The organism is Pseudomonas morbosilactucae (assembly GCF_023241715.1).
GTDB lineage: Bacteria > Pseudomonadota > Gammaproteobacteria > Pseudomonadales > Pseudomonadaceae > Aquipseudomonas > Aquipseudomonas morbosilactucae.
Map to the genome: position 1 here is coordinate 1 of NZ_JALQCW010000063.1, position 25365 is coordinate 25365.

At 55.3% G+C, this 25365-nt stretch carries 22 protein-coding genes and 3 pseudogenes; 7 read left to right on the top strand and 18 right to left on the bottom strand.

Annotated features, from left to right (window positions below):
• The 9 genes and pseudogenes from M1B34_RS22185 to M1B34_RS22225 form a co-directional block, all read right to left on the bottom strand.
• On the bottom strand, positions 1-591 hold a 591-nt coding region (locus tag M1B34_RS22185), incomplete at its 3' end, for a DsbE family thiol:disulfide interchange protein (protein ID WP_341870555.1).
• A pseudogene (locus M1B34_RS22190) lies at positions 588-2575 on the bottom strand (heme lyase CcmF/NrfE family subunit). The gene M1B34_RS22185 and the pseudogene M1B34_RS22190, both read right to left, overlap by 4 nt.
• A gap of 3 nt (positions 2576-2578) precedes the next feature.
• Complete coding sequence (gene ccmE, locus M1B34_RS22195) at positions 2579-3034, bottom strand: cytochrome c maturation protein CcmE (protein ID WP_268266237.1); 456 nt, start codon at positions 3032-3034, stop codon at positions 2579-2581.
• Positions 3031-3207, bottom strand: coding sequence for a heme exporter protein CcmD (ccmD, locus tag M1B34_RS22200; RefSeq protein WP_268266238.1), 177 nt, complete (start codon positions 3205-3207; stop codon positions 3031-3033). The genes ccmE and ccmD overlap by 4 nt, the downstream gene beginning before the upstream one ends.
• Positions 3204-3959, bottom strand: coding sequence for a heme ABC transporter permease (locus M1B34_RS22205; protein ID WP_268266239.1), 756 nt, complete (start codon positions 3957-3959; stop codon positions 3204-3206). Before M1B34_RS22205 ends, ccmD begins: the two co-directional genes overlap by 4 nt.
• Positions 3959-4501, bottom strand: a pseudogene (locus tag M1B34_RS22210) (2Fe-2S iron-sulfur cluster-binding protein); the annotation flags it as partial. The gene M1B34_RS22205 and the pseudogene M1B34_RS22210, both read right to left, overlap by 1 nt.
• Before the next feature lie 24 nt (positions 4502-4525).
• Positions 4526-5014, bottom strand: coding sequence for a benzoate 1,2-dioxygenase small subunit (gene benB / locus M1B34_RS22215; protein ID WP_268266240.1), 489 nt, complete (start codon positions 5012-5014; stop codon positions 4526-4528).
• Positions 5014-6369 carry a benzoate 1,2-dioxygenase large subunit gene (gene benA, locus M1B34_RS22220; RefSeq protein WP_268266241.1) on the bottom strand — a complete coding sequence of 452 codons (1356 nt, stop codon included), beginning with the start codon at positions 6367-6369 and terminating at the stop codon, positions 5014-5016. The genes benB and benA overlap by 1 nt, the downstream gene beginning before the upstream one ends.
• A gap of 154 nt (positions 6370-6523) precedes the next feature.
• Positions 6524-7378, bottom strand: coding sequence for an AraC family transcriptional regulator (locus tag M1B34_RS22225; RefSeq protein ID WP_341870556.1), 855 nt, complete (start codon positions 7376-7378; stop codon positions 6524-6526).
• A gap of 677 nt (positions 7379-8055) precedes the next feature.
• On the opposite strand from M1B34_RS22225, the gene hisN reads away from it, so the two are divergent.
• Positions 8056-8847, top strand: a complete 792-nt coding sequence (gene hisN / locus M1B34_RS22230; RefSeq protein ID WP_268266243.1) for a histidinol-phosphatase — start codon at positions 8056-8058, stop codon at positions 8845-8847.
• Between the two features lie 43 nt (positions 8848-8890).
• Here hisN and M1B34_RS22235 read toward each other — a convergent pair whose 3' ends face one another.
• Positions 8891-9355: an ester cyclase gene (locus M1B34_RS22235; RefSeq protein WP_268266244.1), complete on the bottom strand. Its 465-nt coding sequence runs from the start codon at positions 9353-9355 to the stop codon at positions 8891-8893.
• Positions 9356-9741: 386 nt separating this feature from the next.
• Positions 9742-11088 (bottom strand): MFS transporter, encoded by a 1347-nt coding sequence (locus M1B34_RS22240; protein WP_268266245.1) that lies wholly within the window; start codon positions 11086-11088, stop codon positions 9742-9744.
• A 185-nt stretch (positions 11089-11273) separates the two neighbouring features.
• On the opposite strand from M1B34_RS22240, the gene M1B34_RS22245 reads away from it, so the two are divergent.
• The 4 genes from M1B34_RS22245 (at position 11274) to M1B34_RS22260 (ending at position 16174) form a co-directional block, all read left to right on the top strand.
• Positions 11274-12164: a LysR family transcriptional regulator gene (locus tag M1B34_RS22245; protein WP_268266246.1), complete on the top strand. Its 891-nt coding sequence runs from the start codon at positions 11274-11276 to the stop codon at positions 12162-12164.
• A 135-nt stretch (positions 12165-12299) separates the two neighbouring features.
• Positions 12300-13886 carry a benzoylformate decarboxylase gene (gene mdlC / locus M1B34_RS22250; protein WP_268266262.1) on the top strand — a complete coding sequence of 529 codons (1587 nt, stop codon included), beginning with the start codon at positions 12300-12302 and terminating at the stop codon, positions 13884-13886.
• Positions 13887-13898: 12 nt separating this feature from the next.
• On the top strand, positions 13899-15092 hold the full coding sequence (locus tag M1B34_RS22255; RefSeq protein ID WP_268266247.1) for an alpha-hydroxy-acid oxidizing protein: 1194 nt from the start codon (positions 13899-13901) through the stop codon (positions 15090-15092).
• Between the two features lie 2 nt (positions 15093-15094).
• Complete coding sequence (locus M1B34_RS22260) at positions 15095-16174, top strand: enolase C-terminal domain-like protein (protein WP_268266248.1); 1080 nt, start codon at positions 15095-15097, stop codon at positions 16172-16174.
• Positions 16175-16239: 65 nt separating this feature from the next.
• On the opposite strand, the gene M1B34_RS22265 is transcribed toward M1B34_RS22260, so the two are convergent.
• The 5 genes from M1B34_RS22265 to M1B34_RS22285 form a co-directional block, all read right to left on the bottom strand.
• Entirely contained in the window at positions 16240-17286 is a 1047-nt protein-coding gene (locus M1B34_RS22265) for a carbon-nitrogen hydrolase family protein (protein WP_268266249.1), read from the bottom strand.
• 19 nt (positions 17287-17305) lie between these two features.
• Positions 17306-18211, bottom strand: coding sequence for a transporter (locus M1B34_RS22270; RefSeq protein WP_268266250.1), 906 nt, complete (start codon positions 18209-18211; stop codon positions 17306-17308).
• Between the two features lie 45 nt (positions 18212-18256).
• The gene (gene iaaH / locus M1B34_RS22275; protein WP_268266251.1) at positions 18257-19762 is read right to left on the bottom strand and encodes an indoleacetamide hydrolase; all 1506 of its coding nucleotides are present in this window, start codon (positions 19760-19762) and stop codon (positions 18257-18259) included.
• Positions 19763-19857: 95 nt separating this feature from the next.
• Positions 19858-20562: a helix-turn-helix transcriptional regulator gene (locus M1B34_RS22280; protein ID WP_268266252.1), complete on the bottom strand. Its 705-nt coding sequence runs from the start codon at positions 20560-20562 to the stop codon at positions 19858-19860.
• A 1249-nt stretch (positions 20563-21811) separates the two neighbouring features.
• Positions 21812-22156 carry a winged helix-turn-helix transcriptional regulator gene (locus tag M1B34_RS22285; RefSeq protein WP_268266253.1) on the bottom strand — a complete coding sequence of 115 codons (345 nt, stop codon included), beginning with the start codon at positions 22154-22156 and terminating at the stop codon, positions 21812-21814.
• Between the two features lie 107 nt (positions 22157-22263).
• Here M1B34_RS22285 and M1B34_RS22290 point away from each other — a divergent pair, with 107 nt between their 5' ends.
• Positions 22264-23106 carry an NmrA family NAD(P)-binding protein gene (locus M1B34_RS22290; RefSeq protein ID WP_268266254.1) on the top strand — a complete coding sequence of 281 codons (843 nt, stop codon included), beginning with the start codon at positions 22264-22266 and terminating at the stop codon, positions 23104-23106.
• Between the two features lie 772 nt (positions 23107-23878).
• On the opposite strand, the pseudogene M1B34_RS34130 reads toward M1B34_RS22290, so the two are convergent.
• Positions 23879-24022: pseudogene (locus M1B34_RS34130) on the bottom strand (hypothetical protein); the annotation flags it as partial.
• Positions 24023-24281: 259 nt separating this feature from the next.
• Entirely contained in the window at positions 24282-25235 is a 954-nt protein-coding gene (locus M1B34_RS22295; protein WP_268266255.1) for an IclR family transcriptional regulator, read from the bottom strand.
• Between M1B34_RS22295 and M1B34_RS34135 the strand changes: the two genes are divergently transcribed.
• The gene (locus M1B34_RS34135) at positions 25198-25365 is read left to right on the top strand and encodes a DUF1656 domain-containing protein (RefSeq protein WP_425273532.1); all 168 of its coding nucleotides are present in this window, start codon (positions 25198-25200) and stop codon (positions 25363-25365) included. The genes M1B34_RS22295 and M1B34_RS34135 overlap by 38 nt on opposite strands.

Genomic DNA, 25365 nt, shown 5'->3' on the forward strand with positions numbered 1-25365 from the left:
CACCTGGGCGTTGTCCAGGTCGGTGCCCAGGGCGAAGGTGATGGTCAGGGTGATCTTGCCGTCAGCGGTGGATTGCGAGGACATGTAGAGCATGTTCTCGACCCCGGTGATTGCCTGTTCCAGGGGCGCAGCGACGGTTTCGCCGATGACCATGCCTTTGGCGTCGATGAAGAAGGTTTCCGGAGCGCCGTAGACGCCGAGGTTCAGGCCCAGGGTGCCCTCCTCGTCGCGGATGTTCAGTTGATACGGGTTGTGGAATTCCGCCAACCACTTGCGCGCATCTTCGTTGACGTCCTTGTAGTTGATGCCATAAATCACCACGCCCTGCTGCGCCAGCTTGTTCAGCACCGGGTGCTCGACCCGGCAGGAAATGCACCAGGTGCCCCAGACATTGACCAGTGCCGGCTTGCCCAACAGGTCGGCGCGGGTCAGCAGACTTTTACCCTCGACCGCTCCCAGGGTGAACTCCGGGAACGGCTTGCCGATCATCGCCGACGGCAGCTCGGCTGGGTCCAGGTACAGGCCCCGGTACAGAAACACCGCCATCAGCAGAAACAGGGCCAGGGGCAGTACCATCATCCAACGTCTCATGCTGCCGCTCCTTCCATACCCAGCGCTTCGCGCACACGGCTTTTCACCTTGACCCGGTAACGCCGGTCCAACGCCGCCAGCAAGCCACCAAAACCCGTGAGCAAGCCACCGAACCAGATCCAGCGTACGAACGGCTTGACGTGCACCCGCACCGCCCAGGCGCCGTCACCCAGCGGTTCACCGAGGGCCACGTACAGGTCCCGGGTGAAACCGGCATCAATCCCGGCTTCGGTCATTACCGAGTTCTGCACCGTGTACAGGCGTTTCTCAGGGTGCAACACGGCCACTTCCTTGCCGTTGCGAACCACCCGCACCGTGCCTTTGTCGGAGGTGAAGTTCGGCCCTTCGAAGTGCTTGGCGCCCTCAAAAATAAAGTGGTAACCGGCCAGGTCCATGGCCTCGCCCGGCGCCAGGCGCAGGTCGCGCTCGGCGCTGTTCTGGCTCGAAAGCACCACGCCCAGGGCGCAAACCGCGATCCCCAAGTGAGCGATCTGCATGCCCCAGTAACTGCGGGTCAGGCTGGGCAGGCCCTTGATCAGGCCTTTGTGGCGGGTCTTGTCGAACAGGTCGCGCACCCCGGCCAGCAGCACCCACGCCGCCAACATAAAGGTCGCCAGCACCGCCCAGTTGAAGTCACCGTAAGCAATACCCGCCACCACCGCCAGCGCGGCGCTGCCAAGTAGCACCGGGGTCAGCATGCCGACCAGCCAGTTGACCGGGGTGTCTTTCCAGCGCACCAGCACGCCGATTGCCATCACCACCATCAACAGCGCCATCAACGGAATGAACAGTGCATTGAAGTACGGCGGGCCAACCGACAACTTGGCACCACTCAGCGCGTCCAGCACCAACGGGTACAAGGTGCCTAGCAGAATCATCGAGGCCGCCACCACCAGCACCAGGTTGTTGCCCAGCAGCAAGGTTTCCCGCGACCACAGGTTGAAGCCGACATGGCTCTTGACCACAGCGCGCGCAGGGCAAACAGGGTCAGCGAGCCGCCGACCACAAACAACAGGAAGATCAGGATAAACACGCCGCGCTCGGGGTCCGAAGCGAAGGCGTGCACCGAGGTCAGTACCCCGGAACGCACCAGGAAGGTCCCCAGCAGGCTCAAGGAGAACGCGGCAATGGCTAGCAACACCGTCCAGCTCTTGAACACGCCGCGCTTTTCCGTGACGGCCAGGGAGTGGATCAAGGCCGTACCCACCAGCCACGGCATGAAGGAGGCGTTTTCCACCGGGTCCCAGAACCACCAGCCGCCCCAGCCAAGCTCGTAATAGGCCCACCAGGAACCCAAGGTGATGCCGATCCCGAGGAAAGCCCAGGCAACGATGGTCCATGGCCGCGACCAGCGCGCCCAGGCCGCATCGAGCCGCCCACCCAGCAGCGCGGCGATGGCGAAGGCAAATGCCACGGAGAAGCCGACATACCCCATGTACAGCATCGGCGGGTGGACGATCAGGCCGATGTCTTGCAGCAACGGGTTGAGGTCGCGACCATCGGCCGGGATCTGCGGCAAAATCCGCGCAAACGGGTTGGAGGTGAGGATCAAAAACAGCAGGAAGCCGGTGCTGATCATGCCCATCACCGCCAGTACCCGCGCCAGCATCACTTGCGGCAACTGCCGGGAGAACACCGACACGGCGAATGTCCAGCCGCCCAGAATCAACGCCCAGAGCAGCAGAGAACCTTCGTGGGCGCCCCACACCGCGCTGAACTTGTAATACCAGGGCAAGGCGCTGTTGGAGTTGCTGGCCACATAGGCGACCGAAAAATCGTCGGTCATGAAAGCGTAGGTCAGGCAACCAAAAGAGAACGCCAGAAAGGCGAACTGGCCCCAGGCGGCGGGCTGGGCCAGGCTCATCCACAGCCGATCACCGCGCCAGGCACCCAGCAGCGGCACCACGGCCTGGACCAGGGCAAAACACAAGGCCAGGATCATGGCCAGTTGGCCCAGCTCCGGAATAAAAATGGCGGAAGTCATGGGTTAACCCTCTTTCGCTGGTGTCGGCGCCGACTGGCCGCTGTCTTTCAGGGCCTTGGTCACTTCTGGCGGCATGTACTTCTCGTCGTGCTTGGCCAGCACTTCGTCGGCCACCACTACGCCTTCGGCATTGAGCTTGCCCAGGGCGACGATGCCCTGCCCTTCACGAAACAGGTCCGGGAGGATGCCGCGGTAGGTGATGGTGACCGACTTGTTGAAGTCGGTGACCACGAACCTGACGTCCAGCGAGTCGCCCGAACGTTGCAGCGAGCCTTGCTCAACCATGCCGCCCGCGCGAATCCGCGTGCCCTGGGGCGCCTCACCGTTGGCGATCTGGGTCGGGGTGTAGAACAGGTTGATGTTTTCTTTCAGTGCGCTGAGGGCCAGGGCAACGGCGATGCCGATACCGGCCAGGATCGCCAGGATGATCAAAAGACGCTTTTTACGCAGCGGATTCACTTGCCATTCTCCCGGCGCAAACGACGCGCCTCTTGTTGCAGATAGCGCTTGCGGGCCAGGATCGGCACCGCCAGTTCCTGGGCCAGGATCACCAGACAAATGCCATAGGCCGACCAGACATAAAGGCCGTGATGGCCCATGGAGAGAAAGTCACCGAAGGATGCAAAACTCATCGTATAGCCTCCAGGCTGCGTTGGACTTCGGCCTTGACCCAGCTGGTGCGGGCTTCGCGCTTGAGCACCTCAAGGCGCATGCGCAGCAACAGCAGCACGCCGAACAAACAGTAGAAGCCGAGCACCGTCAGCAACAGCGGCAGCCACATTTCAGCGGGCATCGCCGGCCTTTCGGTGAGGGTGAACGTGGCGCCCTGGTGCAGGGTGTTCCACCACTCCACCGAGTACTTGATGATCGGGATATTAATCACCCCGACAATCGCCAGCACCGCGCAAGCCTTGGCCGCGCTGTCTCGGTTAGTGATGGCGGCGTTTAGCGCGATAAGGCCTGCGTACAAAAACAGCAGGATCAGCATCGAGGTCAGCCGCGCATCCCAAACCCACCACGAGCCCCAGGTCGGTTTGCCCCAGATCGCCCCGGTCACCAGCGCCAGGAAAGTAATCGAATGCCCGATAGGCGCAGCGCATTGCAGGGCGACATCGGCAAGTTTCATTTTCCACACCAGCCCGACCACACCACACACGGCCAGCATCACGTAGCAGGACTGGGCCAACATGGCCATCGGCACATGGATGTAGATGATGCGAAAGCTGTTGCCTTGCTGGTAGTCCGGCGGCGCGAAGGCCAGGCCCCAGACCACGCCGATACCAATCAGCAACAAGGCGGCGATGCTCAGCCAGGGCAACAGCTTGCCGCTGATGCCGTAAAACCATTTGGGTGAGCCGAGCTTATGAAACCAGGTCCAGTTCAAAGGAAGGTACTCATCAACCCACCCGGCACGTTGCGGATCAGAAAGCTGACCTCGCCGTTTTTCTGCAGGGAGCTGAAAGAGTAGGCGCGAGTCTGCTCGCTACCGGGAACGCCGAGGTTGACATACTGCCCTGGGAGGAATGCCAGGTTACCGAGTGCCTCGCCCTTGGTTGACAGCGCAATAGTACTGTCGGATAGCTGGCGTACCAAACTGATGCTGACCTGAAAGCTGGCCTGTTCGGTCTTGCAGACCTGCGACGAGGCCGGCACCCACACCACGCAGTCGCTCTCTGCACGCATCTGGCAGGTCAGCACATAACCCAGCTTAGCCTCTTCCTCGCTCAGCGCGTCTTCGATGTATTCCTGGCCCAGGTCGTAGCGGCCGGCATCGGCAAAGCACTTACAGGTACCGCAGGCGCCGTCGCGGCAGTCCAGCGGAATGTTGATACCCTGGCGGTAGGCGGCATCGGCCACGGTTTCGTCAGCAGTGACACCAATGAAGCGGGTGACCCCGTCCTCGAAATTCAAAGCGATCTTGTGCATGACGCACCTCGCGAATAGCAGCAATCAGATGTGGTAGATATCGATGACCTGACGGACGTAGTCGTTCTTCAGGACCACCTTCTTGGCCTTGATCAGCGGGCGTTCGCCTCGCAAATCAAGGGTGTAGAAGCTGGTGCCAAAGTAGCTGTCGGTGGTCTTGTAGCGAAAGCTCAGGGTGTGCCAGTTAAAGCGCAGGCGACATAGCTCGTCGCCTTGCTCGAGCAGTTCCAGGTTGCTGATGTTATGCGAGGTACGAGTATCGGGCATGGTCGCGCTGGAGCGCTCGGTCTTGATCCGGAATACCCGGTCTTCTAGGCCGCCACGATTGCCGTACCAGATCAGCGATATTTCCCGCTGTGGATCTTCGGTGAGCTGGTCGTTGTCGTCCCACGCCGGCATCCAGAAGGTTGCCTCGGCGGCATAGCACTGCAACCATTTTTCCCACTGGCTGTCGTCCAGGTAGCGCGCCTCTTCGTAGAGAAAGTCACGCACTTGCTCAAAGGAAATGCCCATTAAACGGTCTCCACTGGAATCAACTGCTGATCGGTAGCGAGTGCTTTGAGCATGGTTTCCTGCCAGTACTTGTGTTGCAGTACGAACAGGCCTTCATCTTCGGTACGCACGCCACTGAGCAGTGGGTGCAGATCGATTTCCTGGGCGGCGGCATCTGCACCTTCGACCCAGTGCGTGGCCCCACGGGACATGTCGTTCCAGCCACGCCCACCTTGGTAGCCCACCTGGCAGGAGCGGAATTCTTCAAGGTCATCGGGCGTAGCCATACCGCTGACATTGAAGAAGTCTTCGTACTGACGAATACGTTGCGAGCGCGCATCAGCACTCTCCCCCTTTGGGGCGATGCAATAGATGGTGATTTCGGTCTTGTCCACGGAAATTGGCCGTGCAATGCGGATCTGCGAGCTGAACTGGTCCATCAGATAAACGTTGGGGTACAAGCACAGGTTGCGCGAGTTCTCAATCATCCAGTTGGCGCGAGCCTGGCCGAAGTCTGCGGCCAGTTCGTCGCGGCGCTCGAACAGTGGACGGTCCTCTGGATTGGCCCAGCGGGTCCATAGCAGCAGATGCCCCTTGGCGAAGGAATAAAAACCGCCACCATTCTTGGCCCATCCACCGGCACTCATGGTTTTTACTTCATCGCCGGCCTCGCGCAGCTTGCGTTGGGCCTGGGTGGCAGCATAGTTCCAGTGCACGGCGCTGACATGGTAGCCGTCAGCACCGTTTTCGGCGGTCAGCTTCCAATTGCCTTCATAAATGTAGGAGGAAGAGCCGCGCAGCACTTCCAAGCCTTCGGGCGACTGGTCGACGATCATGTCGATGATCTTCGCGGACTCGCCCAGGTGCTCCACCAGTGGTACCACATCGGGATTGAGGCTGCCGAACAGAAAGCCGCGATAGGACTCGAAGCGAGCGACCTTTGTCAGGTCATGGGAACCTTCGCAATTGAAGCTCGCAGGGTAACCGGCATCAACGGGATCCTTGACCTTAAGCAATTTACCGGAGTTGTTGAAAGTCCAGCCGTGGAACGGACAAGTGTAGGATGATTTATTGCCGGTCTTGTGTCGGCAGAGCATGGCGCCACGATGGCTGCAGGCGTTGAGGAAAGCATTGAGCACCCCATCCTTATTGCGTGCGATGAAGATCGACTGACGTCCCATAGTGGTAGCGAGGTAGTCATTTTTCTCGGGGATTTGGCTTTCGTGTGCAAGGTATAGCCAGTTACCTTCGAAAATATGTTTCATTTCGAGGTCAAATAGACGAGGGTCTGTAAACATCTCGCGCTTGCAGCGGTAGACGCCCTTATTACGATCTTCTTCAAGTAACGAGTTAAGGTATTCGAACCCCAAGGACATAGCCGTAGCCTCCGTTTTTATTATTCAGGTCTACATAAACTAGCGCTTACTATCACAGATGGATATCCGATTACTGCTGACCACCATCCGTTTTTTGCTGAACTAACGTAAAGCAAGCTCATTCATTCGAAACAAATCGCGCCGAGGCAGCCAATCAAACCCGACGCATTAAAGTTTCAGACGGCAGCTCACCAAAACGATCCTTATAAAAACTCGAAAACCTCCCTAGATGAACAAAACCGTAGTCAAATGCTAATCCAGTTATGCTTTTAATATTGCATGTGGAATCAGTCAGGCATTCTCGAACCTTGTCCAGCCTTCTGCCTCTTATATACCTCTTTGGAGATACACCTACATACCGCTCAAACAGCGTATAAAAAACACGCACACCTACACCAGCCAAACCAGCCAGCTCCTCGACCCGCACATCCATATTGCCATCAATATAAGAGTCGATTGTCTCGAGCATTACGGCGATTGTTGCATTATGGCCTGCGCGAAGCACATTAGACTTCAACAAGCTCAGCATTTTAGCTGCAAAAATATATTGATAGCTTTTATCAACTCTATAAGCTCTATTTTCTGATTCAGCTTCCTTACGCATCATGTCTAGCAAGGCAGCTAGACCTTCAACGTCGGCTAAACTATAGAACGCTTCTATAAAACGAATGCCGTGCTTGGGATAGACCCATCGCTGTTCAGAGCAGACGTCTTCGAGAACCCTCAACGGCACCTTGAGGATAAACTTCTCACAATCTTCAGAGTACGTAAAATCCACTGGCTCATCTGGATTAATTACTATCAACTCACCCGCCCGAAGACAAAGACAACGCCCTTTAACACGCCACAAACAACTCCCGCGCAATAAAATATGGATATGATATACATCATTCAAGGCAGCGGAGCTTACCCTTGTACTTCCTCCGTAGGTGATTCGGCATAGATCAAGATCCGCCAAAGCACGGTAACTCAAGCCAACTCGCACACCTCGATAGTCAGTCAGAACCATAGAATGTCAACCCATGTATCTATTGACATAGTTCGAAACATTTCGCGACTTAGCAAATTCATATAATTAGACTCTGCTCGGCAATAAACAATACTCTCATCGCGACACCTTCGGATAATTAAACCTTACCACTGCAATGTGTCGCCTCACAAAACCTTCAATAGCAATAGGTGTGCCATACAAAAAATCAGCGTCACAGACGACCTCAACACTCGGACAATGTTCAAAATTTGAACACTTAAGATCACTCCGCGAACACTTTGGAACACGAATAGTAAGGACCACATAGAAACGCCCGATCATTTGGCTTAGCAAGCACGATCAAGAACTTTTAAGCCACCTAGCCACAGGTGTGGACATTGGAGTACGAAATTCAGCTCAATATTTACATCAATAGGAGCACAGATCTGAGCAGATGGAAATTTTTGCCGTCGACCAAGCTTACCTAGAAGCTGAGAGTGTATTCACCTTCATAGTTTTCAGTAAAAACCCAGCACATGGCCAACCACTCCACTGAAATGTGGCGATAGGGAAACTTTTATTACTGAAAGCAAAGTCGCATATGACCCTCTCCTAGCCGAGACTTTCAACCAGCCTGCCTAAACTTGGCATCTTCTGGATCATGGGCGATACCTTTAAGATGTCGTCCTCAATCACTTTCTATATTGGTGCATCCGATGCCACTCACTACCGACCAGCTCACTGAGTACTTGGATTTCGCCGAACAACTGGCGGAAATTGCTGCCGCAGCCATTGAGCCCTACTTCCGCACAGCAATCGAAGTAGAGGATAAAGGTGGTCGATTGTTCGACCCAGTCACCGCGGCCGACAAAGCGGCCGAGCAGGCCATGCGTGAACTCATCCGCAATCGCTACCCCACGCATGGAGTATTGGGTGAGGAAGAAGGCGTCTACGCAGGAGAAAGTGCACTGACCTGGGTTCTGGACCCAATTGACGGCACTCGCGCCTTCGTCACTGGACTGCCCATGTGGGGCACGCTTATCGCGCTCAACGATGGCCAGCGCCCGGTATTGGGAGTCATGAATCAGCCGTTTACCGGTGAGCGATACATCGGCAGCGCACAAGGCGCCTGGCGCAATGGTACAGCACTGAAAACCCGGACCTGCTCACAGCTCACATCTGCGAGGCTGATGTGCACAACTCCCGATATGTTCGACACCGTCAAAAGAAAAAACGCCTTTGAACAGGTGGCCAGCCAGGCGCAGTTGGTACGTTTTGGCGGTGATTGTTATGCCTATTGTATGTTGGCCTCTGGCTTCGTCGATGTGATCATCGAGGCAGCACTGCAGCCTTATGACGTACAGGCATTGATCCCGATAATCGAAGCTGCGGGTGGTCTAATGACGGCTTGGGATGGAAGTACGGCGCAAAACGGCGGCACCGTCGTGGCCTGCGGAGATCCCAAGCTGCACGCCCAACTGATTGAGCTTTTACAACATGCCAGCTAAGCAAAACGCAGGCCCGCCCGGAGAGTCGCCGGGCAACATAGACTCAGGCTATTGCAGACAACTGCTTTCGAATGTCCATTCGATCAAAATGCGCCCGCTTCTCGATGATTTTTCCATCTGAAATCGTGAGGATCATCATCAGGGAAAATCGCACTCTAGTCCCTTTTGGCTCAACGCCATCAAACACTCCAGTTTGCCGCCCATCGAACAACATGTAAGCCGCAACCTGATCGCCCTCGGCAAACAAAGCCTCGATCGTAAAACTGAAACCTTCAAAAGCGTCGAAATTCTTTTTCTCCGACTGAATGAAACCTGCAGAGCCAAGAATAGGCGTGTCCACTTGGGTATAAAACACAAAGTCTTCGTGGCAGAAGCTAGCCGCCGCCACGTAATCCTCGCGCTGAATAGCTGCATAGAACTTGTGAACCAACTCTTTGTTCGCTTCGACTGAAATATCTACTATCTCCTCGCTAAATCGTTGTCTCGTTAGGTGGATCAGAGACTGCAAGTCTCGCCATCCTCGGGTATGAGCAGTCGATCAGTCACACCTTTCTCTACGGAGAACTCACGAAGCTCCTTACGCGTCAGTACCGCATGGTTCACCAATTCCATACGGGTGGAAATTAGCATTGCCTGAGGCGCAGCACGGAAAACGTCATAGACGTCCTGCTTACCCATAATGATGGAGCCGAGCCCGATCACCTGGACATCGCCAGCGTTGAGTCGGCAGATGCTTAGGAACTGGATCCTTGCGATTGCGCCGATCCTTCAAGCGGCCGAAATCTCGCTTAGAACGGACACTGTACTTGATCACTCATCAAGTTGACGCAAAAATGCTCGGTAAACGCATCGAAGTTCGCCAACCCGCCATAACGACGGCCATAACCTCTCATATCAAACGCTCTCCGTAGGGAGAGTTTGTGCAAGGAGAGGTGCAACGGGCTTGTGCGATATCAACAACACGGCAATCACCGCAATCACACCGGGAACGGCGAAAACCACGAAATTGTGCTCAAAAGGCAAGCTCAGACTGAACAGAAATCCGCCCAGCAATGGTCCGGCCACTGCACCGCATCGGCCAATTGCAGCGGCCATGCTGACGCCGGTGGAACGCACTCGGGATGGATAAAGATCCGCAGCCAGGGTATGAACGACAGAGAGGCAGCCAACAGTTGATCCACCGGCAATTAGCAACAAGAGATACAGCGTGATGGCGCCCGGCTTGATGCCCAGCATTGATATGGAGATGGCAGCCAGGGCAAAAAACAGCGCCAGTGTCGTCTTGCAACCCCAACGATCCGCCAGCACACCGCTGATCAAGGTACCAATCAGGGAGCCCACGTTCATCACCACCAGAAACACAATACTCGAACCCAATGGATAACCGCCATTGCTCATCAATTTCGGCAGCCAGGTGTTCAGGCCATATACCATGAGCATGCACATGCCAAAGCTCAACCACAGCATTAACGTGCTTATACTGCGGCCATTACCAAACAATGCTGACAACGACGTTTTACCCGCGCCAACCTCTACAGTTGACTCCAAGACATAGGACACCGCACCGGTAGGGTTGTGCTCCGGATTGATCCGACGGAGCATTTTTGCCACTTCTGCCTGGCGGTTGCGATGCAGCAAATAGGCGACCGACTCGGGCAGCGTTTTATAGAGCAACGGCAAGGACAACAATGACAGCCCCGCCACATAGAACGGCGAATGCCAGCCCAGAAGCGGGATCAGGTAGATACCGGCCAGACCGGAAAGCAGCCCGCCTATCGCGAAGAAGCTGAGCATCAGGTTGATCAGTCGATTGCGACAGGAACCCGGCGACATTTCCTTGAGAATGGTCACCAGGTTTGGCACAACGCCGCCCAGCCCGGCGCCAGTGAGAAAGCGGCACACGGCGAAACTGGTGGCGTCGGTGGCGAAGGCGTTGGACAACGCTGCCAGGCTGAACAAGGCCACGCAGAATAGAATAATGCCGCGCCTGCCGAAGCGGTCGGCCTGAGTGCCCAAAGTGACCGCACCGAACATCATCCCGACCATGGAACTGGCGCCCAACATGCCCGCTTCACCCGGTGTCAGCGCCCATGCGGTCATCAAGTGGGGCAGCACCGAACCGTAAATGACCAGGTCGTAGCCATCGAACATCATGATGAACGAACACCAGAAAACCAGCAGGTAATGGAACCGGTTAAGTCGTGCAGAGTTGACAACTTCCAACGCATTGATTGAGCGCATAAACGTTACTCTTATTATTGTCATGGCCATGGCAGCGGGATCTTAAGACCCGATACCCCGTGAGGATTGCCAAGCGGAGTAGGCCTACTTCGTTTGCGTTTCGAGACGATATGGATAGAATACGAATAGATCAAATAGATAAATTTTTCTATCAAATATAAATACAGGCTATATACGGAGCGCCAGTGATCGACCTCAACCTTGTCCGGGTTTTTGTGACGATTTTCGAGACCGGCAGCGTCAGCGGTGCCGCCGAGCGCTTGCATGTGACGCAGCCGTCCGTGAGTTACGCGTTGTCCCGCCTGCGTACATTGCTCAATGAACCCTTGTTCAAACGCAGCCGGGACGGCATGCAGCCGACGTTCCTGGCCACTCAGCTGTACGCGAAGTTCCGTTACTCACTGTCGGAGATAGAGCGGGCCATTGCCCAGACCAGCCACTTTGATCCACGGGTTTCGACCCGGGGCTTTCGCCTGGCCCTGTCCGATCTTGGCGAGGTGTTTTTTCTGCCTTACATCCTCAAGGCCTTGCATGCGCAGGCCCCTGGCGCCGAGCTGGAAATCATCCAGATCGACATCGACAAGCTGGGCGAGTGGCTGAGTACCGGAAAGATCGACGCGGCCATCTGTAATCGCAGCGACTCCCCGCTCAATGCCAACTGTGATCTGATTTTTAATGAGCGTTATGTGTGCCTGATGTGTCAGGACCATCCGCGGATCGGCTCGACAATGACGATGGAGCAATACCTGCAGGAGAACCATGTCGTGGTTTCCGCGATGACCGGACACCATGTGGTGGAGGATCGTCTGCGCGAGTCCGGACTGGAACGCAAAGTCAGATTGCGGGTGCCGCACTTCAGTGTCTTGCCGGAAGTGGTCTCCAGCAGCGATCTGCTGGTAACCTTGCCCTCACGGGTAGCCACGATGTTCGCGACTCGCAGCCATACCCGCGTGGTGGAACTGCCCTTTAGCGTCCCGTCGATCGAAGTCAGCCTGCAATGGAATGATCATGACAGCGACATCCTCGCCCAACGCTGGTTTTGTGGACTGTTGAAAGACTCACTGGCAGGCCTTTGAATCAAACGGCGAGTAGAACCACTACGGCATGCATAAAATAGACAGCATCTATATTTAATCGAAAAAAACATCTATTTGATCTATTCAAGATGACGTCTTACTTTTGAGACCGACGTTTTGAAAGAGATCATCACGATGGCTTCGGTACATTCCACCACCTACGATTTGCTGCGCCGCCAAGGTATCACCACCGTCTTTGGGAACCCCGGCTCAAACGAGCTGCCGTTCCTCAAGGACTTCCCGAATGACTTCACTTATATCCTCGGCTTGCACGAGGGTGTGGTGGTTGGCATTGCCGATGGTTACGCACAGGCCAGCGGCACCCCTGGCTTCGTGAACCTGCATTCGGCCGCCGGCACCGGGAACGCCATGGGCGCACTGAGCAACGCCTGGAACTCGCATTCCCCGCTGATCATCACCGCTGGCCAGCAAACCCGCGCCATGGTCGGGGTGGAGGCACTGTTGACCAACGTCGATGCTGCCAACCTGCCGAGGCCGCTGGTCAAATGGAGTTATGAACCCGCCAGCGCCCAGGAAGTGCCGCATGCAATGAGCCGGGCTATCCATATGGCCTCAATGTCACCGCGCGGGCCGGTCTACTTGTCTGTGCCGTATGACGACTGGGCACGCGAAGCCGATCCACAATCTTCACACCTGTTGGAGAGGCGGGTTGTCAGTGCAGGGTTGCCGGGCGATGCCGTTCTGGCTGATCTGCTCGAGCAATTATCGACCGCCAAAAACCCGGTGCTGGTATTCGGGCCTGATGTCGATGCGGCAAAGGCAAACGAACATTGCGTGGCATTGGCAGAACGTCTCAAGGCGCCAGTTTGGGTCGCCCCTTCAGCGCCGCGCTGCCCTTTTCCGACGCGCCATCCATGCTTTCGCGGGTTGCTGCCGGCAGGCATTGCGGCCATTGGTAAGTTGCTTGAGGGTCATGACCTGGTCTTGGTGCTCGGTGCACCGGTGTTTCGCTACCATCAGTACGATCCCGGTCAGTATCTGGCTGAAGGAACACGACTGATTGCGGTCACCTGCGACCCACTGGAAGCGGCGCGGGCACCCATGGGTGATGCCATCGTGGGCGATGTCGGCTTGATTGCCGCCGCGTTGGCGGAACGCGTGAAGCCCTCCTCCCGAATAATGCCGAACCCATTGCCACGGCCTGAAGCGGTGGAGCAGCACGCCGGCCCGCTGCGACCGGAAGTGGTGTTCGACACGCTCGATGAAATCGCTCCGCAAAATGCCATCTACCTGAACGAATCCACCTCGACTACCGCACTTATGTGGCAACGCCTGGCCATGCGCAATCCGGGCAGTTACTACTTCGCCGCAGCCGGCGGCCTGGGTTTCGCGATGCCGGCGGCAGTGGGCGTTCAGTTGGCCGAACCGGAGCGTCGTGTCATTGCAGTAATCGGCGATGGCTCGGCCAACTACAGCATCACCGCCCTGTGGACCGCTGTTCAATACAACATCCCGACGATTTTCATCATCATGAACAACGGCACCTATGGCGCCTTGCGCTGGTTTGCCGGTGTTCTGGAGGTGGAAAACGTACCCGGCCTGGACGTTCCGGGCATCGACTTCTGTGCCTTGGCCAAGGGTTATGGCATGCAGTCGTTCAAAGCCGACGACCGCGGTCAACTTGAAGATGCACTTCACCAGGCCTTGGCGACGCACGCGCCGGTACTGATTGAAGTCAGCACATTAGCGCCGCAGAACTGAGGAGCATCGTCCATGTGGAACAATGCTCCGTTGAACGTCGCCGACTATCGCGAACTGGCCCGTCGGCGCTTGCCAAAAATGGTCTTCGATTACCTTGAAGGTGGCGCCGAGGACGAACAGGGTCTGCAACACAACCGCGAAATATTTCAGAATGTGCGGTTCAAGCCTCGGCGGTTGGTGGATATCAGCCAGCGCGAACTCTCGACCAGTCTCTTCGGCAAACGCCAGGCGCTGCCGTTATTGATCGGCCCGACAGGGCTCAATGGCGCGCTGTGGCCAAGGGGCGATCTGATTCTGGCGCGTGCGGCAAGCCGCGCAGGCATACCTTTTGTGCTGTCTACCGCCTCTAACCTGTCCATCGAGGATCTGGCCCGGCAGTGCGATGGTGAGTTGTGGTTTCAGCTCTATGTGGTTCATCGCACCCTTGCCGAACAGATGGTCGAGCGAGCGCTGGCGGCGGGTTACAAGACTCTGGTGCTGACCACCGACGTGGCGGTCAACGGTTACCGCGAACGTGACTTGCGCAACCAATTCAAGATGCCCATGAGCTATACCCCGCGGGTGATGCTCGACGGTTGTCTGCATCCACGCTGGTCACTCGATCTACTGCGCCATGGCATGCCCGAACTGGCCAATTTTGTCAGCAGCCAAGCGTCCAGCCTGGAGGTCCAGGCCGCTCTGATGAGTCGGCAGATGGACGCCAGCTTCGATTGGCAGGCATTGCGCTGGTTGCGTGACAAATGGCCTCACACCCTGCTGATCAAAGGCCTGCTGGATGCCGACGATGCAGCCCGATGCATCTCCGAAGGTGTCGATGGGGTGATTCTGTCGAACCACGGCGGGCGTCAACTCGACACCGCCATCTCACCTTTCGAAGTGCTGGCCGAAACCGTGCTCAAGGTCAGCCAACCGGTGCTGATCGACAGCGGCTTCCGTCGCGGAGCCGACATCGTCAAGGCGCTGGCCATGGGGGCAGGCGCCGTACTGCTGGGGCGCGCCACCCTGTATGGCCTGGCTGCGCGAGGCGAAGCCGGTGTCGAAGACGTATTGCGCCTGCTCAAGGCTGATATCGATCGGACTCTGGCTCAGATCGGCTGTCCTTGCGTGGAGCACCTGTCACCCGCGTACCTCGATCTGACGCCCGCGCCAGCACAGGCTGTTTTGGCATCGGCGCGGATTCATTCACTTGAACAAGCGAGAAAATAAACATGTCTGCCGCCAAGATCACCGGACTCAAGTCCCGTGCTGTGAACGTTCCCCTGACCTATCCCATTCATACCGCCGTCGGCACTGTCGCCACAGCCCCGCTGGTGCTGTTGGACCTGACGACCGACGCTGGCGTCACCGGGCATGCCTACCTGTTCGCTTACACACCGATTGCACTCAAGCCGCTCAAACAGATGGTTGATGACATGGCCAGCCTGATCGTCGATCAGCCCTTGTCACCGACCGACCTCGAACAGATGCTCAGCAAGCGCTTTTGCCTATTGGGTTTCACTGGCCTCGTGCGCATGGCCGCAGCCGGTATCGACATGGCGGCCTGGGACGCGCTGGCCAAGACCCAAGGGCTGCCGTTGGCGCAGTGCCTGGGCGGCAGCTTGCGGACAGTGAAAAGCTACGACAGCCACAGCCTGGACGGTGAAACCCTGGCGACATCAAGAGCCGTCGACGCCGCCGAGGCGGGCTTTCGTGCGGTCAAGACCAAGATCGGCTATGCCAGTCTGGCCGAGGATTTACGCGTCATTCGTAGCATGCGCCGCGCGGTAGGTGAGGATTTCTCCATCATGGTGGACTACAACCAGAGCCTGAACGTGCCCGAAGCCACTCGCCGAGGCCTGGCCCTTCAAGACGAAGGCCTGGCCTGGATCGAAGAGCCAACGCTGCAATACGACTATGCCGGGCATGCACGAATCTGCAAAGCGTTGAATGTACCGATTCAGATCGGCGAAAACTGGTTCGGCCCTGAAGAGATGTTCAAGGCACTGAGCGCAGGTGCCTGCGACCTGGCGATGCCGGACGTCATGAAAATCGGTGGCGTTACCGGCTGGCTGCGAGCAAGTGCGCTGGCCCAGCAATTCAGTCTGCCGCTTTCCAGCCACTTGTTTCAGGAGTTCAGTGCACACCTGCTGGCAGTCTCCCCCACCGCTGACTGGCTCGAACGGCTGGACATCGCGGGGGCCGTGATCGAACCGACGCTGACCTTCAAAAATGGGCACGCGGTGATACCGGACTTGCCGGGGGCCGGGATTGTCTGGCGCGAATCACAGATCGATAAATTTAGCGTCTAAGGGTGTGGAACAACACCTCCCGCCAACACGTTTTTGGGACAACGGGTTGGCAGGAAGTTTCAGATCTACTTGTCGGCTTGTGCTTCTGGGCTTTCCTCACTTCTTGCGGCATCCGAACCGAACGCCGGCATTGATGTCACCGGTAACGGTTGCGGCTGAACATAATGCACACGCGTCATCGGCTCCCGGTTGACCAGCAGCCGCAGCACATCAGGGCGTGAATAGTGACCCACAGGGTCGTAGGCTGCCTTGGCCAAACCAATGGCTCCCAAGTCAATATCCGCATAGAGGATCCCCTCCTCCGTTTCCGCCAGCGGCTTACAAAGCGGTGCGCCATCCGGGCCGTATATCATCGCGAAGCCGCCACCTTCCAGTAGCAACTCAGCTTTGTCCGGAGAGTCAATCAACTCTTCGATCATCTCCCTGGACACCGTGGCGCAGGGGGCCAGCACAAAACACTGACCTTCCAGCGCATAGACTTGTGAGGCGGCATTGTTGGCTTGAGCACTCAGTTGAAACGCAGCACCCCGGTATACCGAAAAGCTCGGCCAGGCCGCGATATGTACTTGTTCATGTTGAGCGTACATGGCGAACTTGGACAGCGGCTGGATATGCTCCGCGCAACACAACGCACCGATCCGTCCTAATGCGGTGTCGTGTACCGACAAGTCACTCCCATCACCCTCGCCAAAGACCGAGCGCTCCACGTGGGTCGGCTTGAGCTTACGCCGAGTGGCGACTAGCCTACCGCCATCGTCAATGATCGCCTGAGCCAAATACAAAGTGCCGCCAGAGCGTTCTGTGAAGCCCAGTACGACGTGGATTTTGTGCTGTGCTGCGGCCCTGCAAAGACGCTCGAAGGGTTCGCCGCTGACCTCCAGTGCATTGTCGAAATTGCGCTGAACGAAGCGCATGCCGCCGGCCGGGGAGTCCACCCAGATCCACCATGGATATCCAGGCAGCCACGCTTCGGGGAAAGCTACCAATGAGGCGCCCTCGGCCGCCGCCTGAGCAATCAGTCCGATAGTTTTGGCCACGCCAGCTTCCAGATCGAGGAACGCTGGGGCAGCTTGCACCGCGGCAACTTTGTACTGTTTTTTTTGTGCAGTCATGCTTGATCACCTTGCTTCGTCAGAAAATATGAGCCAGGCGCAAGTTCACCCGAAGGTTTTCCTGCGGACCATTACGTACATCGAGGTCCTGGCCCGCTTGAGCTTGCAGTTGCGTTTTCGGGGTAAGGAAATGCGCCCAGGTCAGCAAATAGCGCTTGGTATTCAGATTGTCGTCCAAGCCAACACCACCTAAATGATTTTCGCCTCCCGTGGTATGGAAGTAGCTCACCGCAAACTGGTCGCTGGGACTGAACACATAGCGTAAGTGCGTCTGCACTTCGAAAACCGAATCCTGACGGAGCGTGCGACCGAGAAAGTTGTCGTTCTTACCGAACTCATCGTGTTCCAGAGTAATTTCGCCGTACAACTTATGAGGAATAATTGCCTGCACGTAGTTGACTTCGAACGCGCCTTTCCAGCGATTCTCGCCGATGTTCATTGAGCCTTTTTCACCGTCATAACTGCCGAGCGGCAAGCCGATGTAACCACCGAGGCTGAAGTAGCGCTCGTTGACTGCATCGTTGAGGAGCCAGATATTGCTGCCAATGATTGGGTCGCCAAAATTGCTTTCAGACGCTTGGCTGTCACCACTCATTTTCAGGTGCCCATAGGGCAGGATCACCTGCGGTGTCACCAGGAAGCCGCCGAGTGAAGTCCACTTCACATACCGGGCCACCGCTATGTCGCTATCGAGTCGGAAATCTCCCGGGACATCATGGCCGTCCGCCTTCAATGCGTTGCGCTCGGCGTGTTGGTAGTACAGAACGCCAAGGTCTGTGCCCTCGGGTAAGGGAGCGGAATCTCCAGGATCGGTGGTAATCATCGCGGCGCTGGCACCAGTGGAAAACCCTATTAACAGCGTCGCCACTGCCCGTTTTAAACCTCGCCCAGGGCAGCAATATTTTAGCTCCGACTCGTATTTCATATCAGTTCACTCTTGTTATTGGAGAGTTGCAAATAGGGTTGCGATTTATCGAGCGGGGCCAGCCTGCCTTCCGAAGACCGACTGCATCGTCAGGCCGATCGCCAACAGATGAGCGTCTGAGTCGGGCAACCCGTCTATTTCCAGACCAACCGGCAGCGCGCTGCTTGGGCCTAGCCCAATAGGAAGTGTCAAACCAGGCAGACGAGCATTGCTGCCCGGATCAGCGTTGCGGATCATTCGTGCAAACGCCGCGAAGGTAGTGGCTTGAGGTTCGCTTTTGATCGCGACCTCGGGCGAGGTCGGAAACACCAAGGCATCGAGGCGATTGTCCTGTACGACTCTCATGTACATCTGCTTCAACGCAGGCACGCCTGTATGAATAGCCCAGTCATAGGCGGGTGCCAGATCAACAAGATTGCCATTGGCGTCGGGAATTTTTTGTGGGGTGATGAACCGGTCAAAAATTTCGCGTACATCGGGGCTGGATATCTGCGAAGCCAAGGTCTCAATGCTGACGCCGCTGCCGCTAACGGTCAGATAACTCTGGAGGCCTGTTTTGCCCTCGTACAACGCAATCGGCATCCCCACTTTGGCATCCAGTTCGAACACCCCGTGCATTGAAACAGGTACGAGCTGGAAGCCGGCGGCCTCAAGCTTTTTAAGCGCTAGGTCAGCGATGACTGCCACATCCGGTTGCAGGTCTTGCCAGAACTCGGCGGGGACACCCAGCCTTACCGCCGCGGCCTTCGGTGGTACTAATGGCTTGAGCCCGGTGATGACCTGATCCAGCAACACAACGTCCTCGACGCTGCGTGTCATGGGCCCTGCCGTGTCACGTGTATGGGATATCGGTGTAATACCTTGCTGGCTGTAGCGTCCTACCGTAGGCCTGAAACCTACACAGCCATTCAGTGCACACGGCTGGCGGATGGATCCTCCTGTATCGGTTCCCAAGGCTATCGGTATCAGCCTTGCGCCCACCGCACTCGCGCTACCCGAAGACGAACCGCCGGCAATCCGCGTCGGGTCGTAGGCGTTACGCACACCAACGATGCCTGGCTCATGAAAAGCAGTGTTGTAGCCTGATGTGCCGTAAGCCAATTCCTGCATATTGGTCTTGCCAATGACAATCGCGCCCGCGGCTATCAGGCGATCGACGATGGCCGCGCTAACCTTCGGATAAAAGTTAGCCAGAGCGGGGGTTCCCGCAGTATTGGCGAAGCCTTTGACCTGGATATTGTCTTTGATGGCGATAGGCACGCCGCCCAAGGGCAGACAAGGCTTGCCCTGCTGCAGGCCTTGATCATAAGCATCCGCTTGTGCAAGAGCGGCACGTGCGTCAAGCGAAATGAAGGTATTCAGGGCCTTATGGGTTTCGATACGCGCCAGCCAGCCTTCCACCAATTGGCGACTGGTGACGGTTTTCGAGCAAATCAGGTTTGCCGTTTCAACACCGGTCAACTCATAAAAATCAGCCGGTAGTACCCCGGCACTCGATACACTGGCGGCCAACGCCAACGGTGGTCCCATACCCCATATCAACTGTCGCATCACTCGTGTCCTGTCCAGTTGTCGGGCCCAAATGCCCTGCCACTAAACTAACGAGCGTGCCGTTTGCCCGCTTCCTCATTAATGAGGAGGCCATGCTAAAAATGTCGAGCCAGTTGAGTACGATTCGTGCAGTCGAGCTTGCACATGGCATTGTTCAAGTGGGTACGAACAGTGGTAAAGGCTATGCCCAACTGTCGAGCGACTTCCTTGTCGCTCGCGCCATTTGCGACCAATCGCGCAACATCGGCCTCACGCCCCGAAAGCCCTTGTGCAGAATGAATGGTCGGAGACAACGCACGTACGAAGTAAGGTGAAAGACTGTTGAGGATCCTCTCTTCCCTAAGTGTGAAGGTATGTCCTCCAGCACCCCGCCAAATACGCAAATCACCCACATCAACGCCACCGTCGAAGAAGTAAATATTCAGGCCATGGTACATACCCGCCGGCTTCAGAAAATCGACGTAGAACTCGCTGCCAAGGAGCTGCGGACGAGCGATCACATTGTCCACGTTGGTGGCCGACACGCAGGCGCGCAAGGCCGGAGTAACATTATCAGTCTGATAAAAGTACTGATCGTAGTTATCCAGCGCCTCATTGCTGATATTGACCGCAACGCTCTGGGTTGATTTCTTGCATTGTGCATCCCAGACAAACGAGGCCGCATAATCCGCGCCTACTAGCTCGGTCACGAGCTTAAGAACCTCTGCTCGCGCCTGAGTCTTACCGCGATATTCGCAGAGCCGCCAGATAATTTCGGCGACGCACTCCACTTCCGACTTGCTCAAATCTGTCGTGACCATTGCGATGAGCTCTCCCCGATCGGTTGCACCAACAAAACAACGTGTGCACAGCAAGATTCAGGCCCTTGCGCAGGTTACCCAGATCAGCGCCTCAGTGTGTCCAAAGGCTGCGAGCTTTCTCTCACAGATAAACTTTGAGGAAACAGATGCACGCTGGAAACCTTGCAAGGGTTAAACCGCGTTTTAGCTGCACATACTCGGGGGGGGGAAGCTAATGGAGTGGCAACCGATGTGTGCATTGATGAGCGCGATAAGACATACCGGCCCGCATTCTTGAAGACCTGGATGTGCTGACTAAAGAGGTGTGTGCTCATGTCCTGACTTCTCTGATTATTGTTATGGACCACTAATCGTATGCACGTAAAAACAGAGCGAAGGAGGTGACTCGATTTTACGTTCACATGAACGATATGAGCTGAGTTGCAACAGCACAAATAGATAGTTTGAAGAATGTATATAGTCCGTCTTTATAATCTTCACGATAGCCAAAACTCAGTAACACTCCGAAGGCACCGATCTCGATGTTTGACCTCAAGTCCGCTCGCAATTCTGACCTTCAGGGATCGTGCCGCACTCAATTTACATTAACCCTGAGGAGCATCACATTTGCCTATGGATTGGCAGGTTTCATCTGAACATAAACTATAAAAACGTCGTACTGACCGGAGACACCATGAGCTCTCATTCAACGCCCGAGTTGATCACCAGCACTCGAGTCAGCACTTTTTAGTGGGGGCGTGTCGTGTATTTTTTGTCGCAACTCCGGATGGCTTCGATGGCATTCACCGCCCCCTCAATCACTCATGTATTCGGACTTGACGCCTATCCTGACTACCAGAATTGTGGTGTAGAGATCGGCGCCATGGAGCTGTTGGGCGATAAATTCGGTCGATGGCCTACCATTATCGGATCGGTCACCTCATTCACTGTCGCGCACCTCGATACTGCATTTTCAGAATGCAGGCAGCTCGTCCATACGAAGAAAGGGATTGTGTGCGAAAGGCGGTCTGGGAAGCGCTACCATATCAAGGTCCGACGCGGGATTCTGGTCAAGCCCCTCCACCGTCACCAGGGCGTAGTCGTAGATGGACCTCTGGCCAAGTGTTGGCAGGTTGTTGCTTGGGGCTGCCTCCTCTTTTCACTGAGCCTGCTTAACCTCTCACTCCACACTTCTCGGGCCGATGGATATCTATCTGACGGGCTACGTTTACTTTGTCAGCCAGCAATCCGCACCCGCATGCCTCTGCGTCTATCCAAAAGTCTCATTAAATTCAATTGATTTTTCGGGCACGGAATCCCCCCAGGCAGCCATTGCTTCCAAAACACTTCGTAACTCATTGCCCAAAGGTGTGAGCTCGTACACCACACGCGGCGGCGTTTCCGCATAAGCAGTGCGTGTAACCAACCCGTTTGCCTCAAATTGCTTTAATCGATGGGTAAGGGTGTGCGCGCTAATCCCTTGTAATGCTCTGCGCAACTCAGTGAACCGCAGGGGGCCAGGTAGCAATTCACGGACGATCAGTGTTGCCCAGGGGCCGCCCATCAGCGTTAGAAAAACTGCCACACCACAACAGGGCGTTTCTCTGGTATTCATAAATTTTCACTCCACTTTCAATTTTTTCCAATAGTGCATTTGACGTAACTGATCTGATCATAGCATCGTCATCACTCTGTTTTCGAAACCAATACTGAAGGCTATATATGAAATACATTGTTCATGGCGCAACCGGAGCACAAGGCTCACCACTGTTCATGAAATTATTGAAGGAAGGGAAGAATGCGTTTGCGGCAGTTAGGGATCCTGCATCTCTAAACGGAACGCCGTCAGTCGCAATCGATTTATCCTCAGTAGATTCGCTTGTAGCAGCGTACCAAGGTGCTGAAGGTATTTTTGTTCACCTGCCACTCGGACCTGAGACAGTGCGTAAACAATTCGCACACAATATTGCTCAAGCGATCAGCATCGCTAAGCCATCTCGAATAGTCGTTTCGACCAGTGGTTGGAAGCTGGGGGTTTCAGGTGATGAAAGCGCGCTGCCGACTCTGGTTCGAGAATTGGAGAGGACGGGGGTTTCAATGGCAATTATTGCGCCACAGTTATACCTTGAGAATTTACTGTTGCCCGTGGTAATTGGAGTTGTTAAAACCGAGCATAAACTTCCTTATCCTCTAAGCGAGGACTTTCCTGTTTCCTGGTGTTCGCATCTCGATATCGCTGATGTAGCGATGTCGCTTCTTACCAGCCACTCTGTAACGGGCATAGTCGGAGTTGGGCAATTACCAGCTATCACGGGCAATGAGCTAGCTGAAGCTTTTGCCCAGCACTTTGGCCATCCGGTTGTATTTAACAGTCTAACTCCGGACGAGTTTGGCAAAAGAATCGCTCCTCTGTTTGGCGAAATAGCCGCTGCCGAGGTTGTTGAAGGATATAAAGCAAAAGCACTCTCTGCAAACTCGGAAATCGAGCAGCGTAATAGTGCGCAAACTCTTTTAGGAATTCACCCACGCACCGTTCAACAGTGGCTTTCTGAACTTGACATTTAAAACTCCAAAACCAACACATCAATAGACCAAGAGTAGAGTAGCGCTTTTTTTTGCACGAACCGACCAGTCTAAAAAAAGAGCTTCTACTTTTGATCTACGCTCAATAGTTTTGCGCACAACAACTTTAGAGAACTGAGATCACCGCATATCGTTGTATTTTTTAAAGCGAGCAATCGAGCAAAACGCTCCACCATCTCCTATATTCGATTCTATTTTTAATCCAAGCCCAAAACGAGAAATACAAAGTTTAATTGCAGATCATCATTAAACTTCACACCTAGCGAGAATAAGCGCTCAATTTTTTAGTTGTTTCACGCATCAAGTTGGTCAGCATCGGCAGATCACGCTCATCTTTACGATACTGAGGAATCGTCGCCGACGATCGACCCCCGAATTTTACCGTCAACAAAGAAATGGACTGCCAAACCAAAAGCACCTAGTACACGCTCGCCTTCACCTGTTGCCCAACCTCTGCCTTTAATAACCTTTAGCTCTTCTTTGAGTAACTTACGAGAAATGATTGTGGCGTCCGTATGAGCGAGAAACGCTCGTGCATAGAAACTCTGAAAACTTGCGTCCGATATCTCCGAATGTGAGTGGATAGATCACGCCAAGCTCAGGCCTGAACGTTAGAGTCGCATTTGCTTCGCTATAGGCGGTGATGAAATAGCCCCTACTACGCGGGCAGTAGACAGAAACAAGTGCTGTGCACATTGAGGCATCAGCAAGCTGACTAAGCGATTCTCCACTGCGTCCGAGGAGCACACTCGAATCACTGAGGGTTTTTCATCAGGACGTCGACTCTCGGCCCAAAGCTGTACTTACCGACACCGACCTCACTCGCCAGGCCGACTTCAACTAAAGACACCAGAATTCGATTAACGGTACTTCGGCTCTCGGAAAGCTCTGCTGCAAGCTCTCGAACGCCTCAAGGCTCCCCGCTAGCTCTCCTGACAAGGGCGTCCACTACCCGGATCAACCTGCTCGTGACAAAATTCAATACTTCTGGCCGGTTATTGGCCGACGGATATTCTTCCCGTAGCCAGGTGAAACGACAGGACGGAGTGACCGTTTTACATCCGCTGCAAGCGCTGCTCGCTACTGCTAGGCAACGTACCAAGCTTCCATCGCGTCAGAATCAACAAAGCTAACTCTCAGAACTCCTGGCTTGAGCGTTAGCCGTCTATACCGATTTCTTTGAGCAATCCGGCCTTGCAAATCAATAGCTCCTCAATGTACTCATCGCGATTCTTTTCGAAACGCAATGTAGGAATGGGCATTGAGATCGCGAAACGGCCTAACACCGTATCCAGAGCGACAGCCGTTGTAGTGATGCCCTCGATGAGTTCACCATGATCGCTTGAAACCCCGGCTTTGCGAATATCGTCCAGCTGATTCAACAGAGTCTGGGATACCGTCGTCTTCTGCTTGGTAGCGCTTTCAGTTGCAAACAATGCCTTCACATCCTCATCTTGGTCTAAAGCCAGAAGAGCCCGTCCAGCAGACGTTCCATAGAGCGGCGCATCCAGTTGGCCAAGACGTGGTATGACCTGCAACTCGCGATCAGCAACCACACGATCCTCAACGATCAGTTGGATGCCGGCAGGTCTCGAAAAGACAACCGTCTCTTGAACCCTCTCGCTCAGCTTATGCAGCCAAGGGCGAACGACAGTCATACGGTCGACATGTGCATTCGCGACAAGCCTCAACAAACCCGCGCCAAGACTGATTCCGCCAGCGCCTTGAATCCTAATCATTCCCTGCTCTTCGAGCGCTCCTACGATGCGTTGCACCGTTGAGCGAGGCAAATCTACAGCTTGGGCTATTTCGCCCAAACTCATACCGCCAACGCTTCTTCCCAATACATTCAGAATTTTTGCCGCGCGAGCAATCACCTGGATGCCCCCGCCACGCTCATCGTTACCCCCTGCTTGAACCCGCTCGTCCATCGACACCTCCAATATTTCGGTCACTGTACCATATTGCGATACAATTAAAATTTTCGGCACAGTTACCGCATTGCGATACAGCCGAATTGTGAGGTAGACGATGTTGCGTGAATTTTCAGTCGCAGGCCTATTGATAAGCCCAATGGTGATCTGTGTTGGCGCTGCGGCATCTCTGACCATGATCACGCACCTGCTGATTCCAGAATGGGTAATACGGCGATGGATTTGGAAGCGCTCATGGCTGGGGCTCTCGCTATTCGTCTGCTACATAGCCACTGCCGTCGCCTTTCTCGATGGTGGATGGAAATGA

Bases quoted from the DNA above. Each gene is read 5' to 3' on its own strand.
- ccmD (WP_268266238.1), bottom strand. From the start codon at position 3,207: ATGAGTTTTGCATCCTTCGGTGACTTTCTCTCCATGGGCCATCACGGC.
- benB (WP_268266240.1), bottom strand. From the start codon at position 5,014: ATGGGCATTTCCTTTGAGCAAGTGCGTGACTTTCTCTACGAAGAGGCG.
- benA (WP_268266241.1), bottom strand. From the start codon at position 6,369: ATGTCCTTGGGGTTCGAATACCTTAACTCGTTACTTGAAGAAGATCGT.
- M1B34_RS22225 (WP_341870556.1), bottom strand. From the start codon at position 7,378: ATGGTTCTGACTGACTATCGAGGTGTGCGAGTTGGCTTGAGTTACCGT.
- hisN (WP_268266243.1), top strand. From the start codon at position 8,056: ATGCCACTCACTACCGACCAGCTCACTGAGTACTTGGATTTCGCCGAA.
- M1B34_RS22240 (WP_268266245.1), bottom strand. From the start codon at position 11,088: ATGCGCTCAATCAATGCGTTGGAAGTTGTCAACTCTGCACGACTTAAC.
- mdlC (WP_268266262.1), top strand. From the start codon at position 12,300: ATGGCTTCGGTACATTCCACCACCTACGATTTGCTGCGCCGCCAAGGT.
- M1B34_RS22255 (WP_268266247.1), top strand. From the start codon at position 13,899: ATGTGGAACAATGCTCCGTTGAACGTCGCCGACTATCGCGAACTGGCC.
- M1B34_RS22260 (WP_268266248.1), top strand. From the start codon at position 15,095: ATGTCTGCCGCCAAGATCACCGGACTCAAGTCCCGTGCTGTGAACGTT.
- M1B34_RS22265 (WP_268266249.1), bottom strand. From the start codon at position 17,286: ATGACTGCACAAAAAAAACAGTACAAAGTTGCCGCGGTGCAAGCTGCC.
- M1B34_RS22270 (WP_268266250.1), bottom strand. From the start codon at position 18,211: ATGAAATACGAGTCGGAGCTAAAATATTGCTGCCCTGGGCGAGGTTTA.
- iaaH (WP_268266251.1), bottom strand. From the start codon at position 19,762: ATGCGACAGTTGATATGGGGTATGGGACCACCGTTGGCGTTGGCCGCC.
- M1B34_RS22280 (WP_268266252.1), bottom strand. From the start codon at position 20,562: ATGGTCACGACAGATTTGAGCAAGTCGGAAGTGGAGTGCGTCGCCGAA.
- M1B34_RS22285 (WP_268266253.1), bottom strand. From the start codon at position 22,156: ATGAATACCAGAGAAACGCCCTGTTGTGGTGTGGCAGTTTTTCTAACG.
- M1B34_RS22290 (WP_268266254.1), top strand. From the start codon at position 22,264: ATGAAATACATTGTTCATGGCGCAACCGGAGCACAAGGCTCACCACTG.
- M1B34_RS34135 (WP_425273532.1), top strand. From the start codon at position 25,198: ATGGTGATCTGTGTTGGCGCTGCGGCATCTCTGACCATGATCACGCAC.
- M1B34_RS22295 (WP_268266255.1), bottom strand. From the start codon at position 25,235: ATGGTCAGAGATGCCGCAGCGCCAACACAGATCACCATTGGGCTTATC.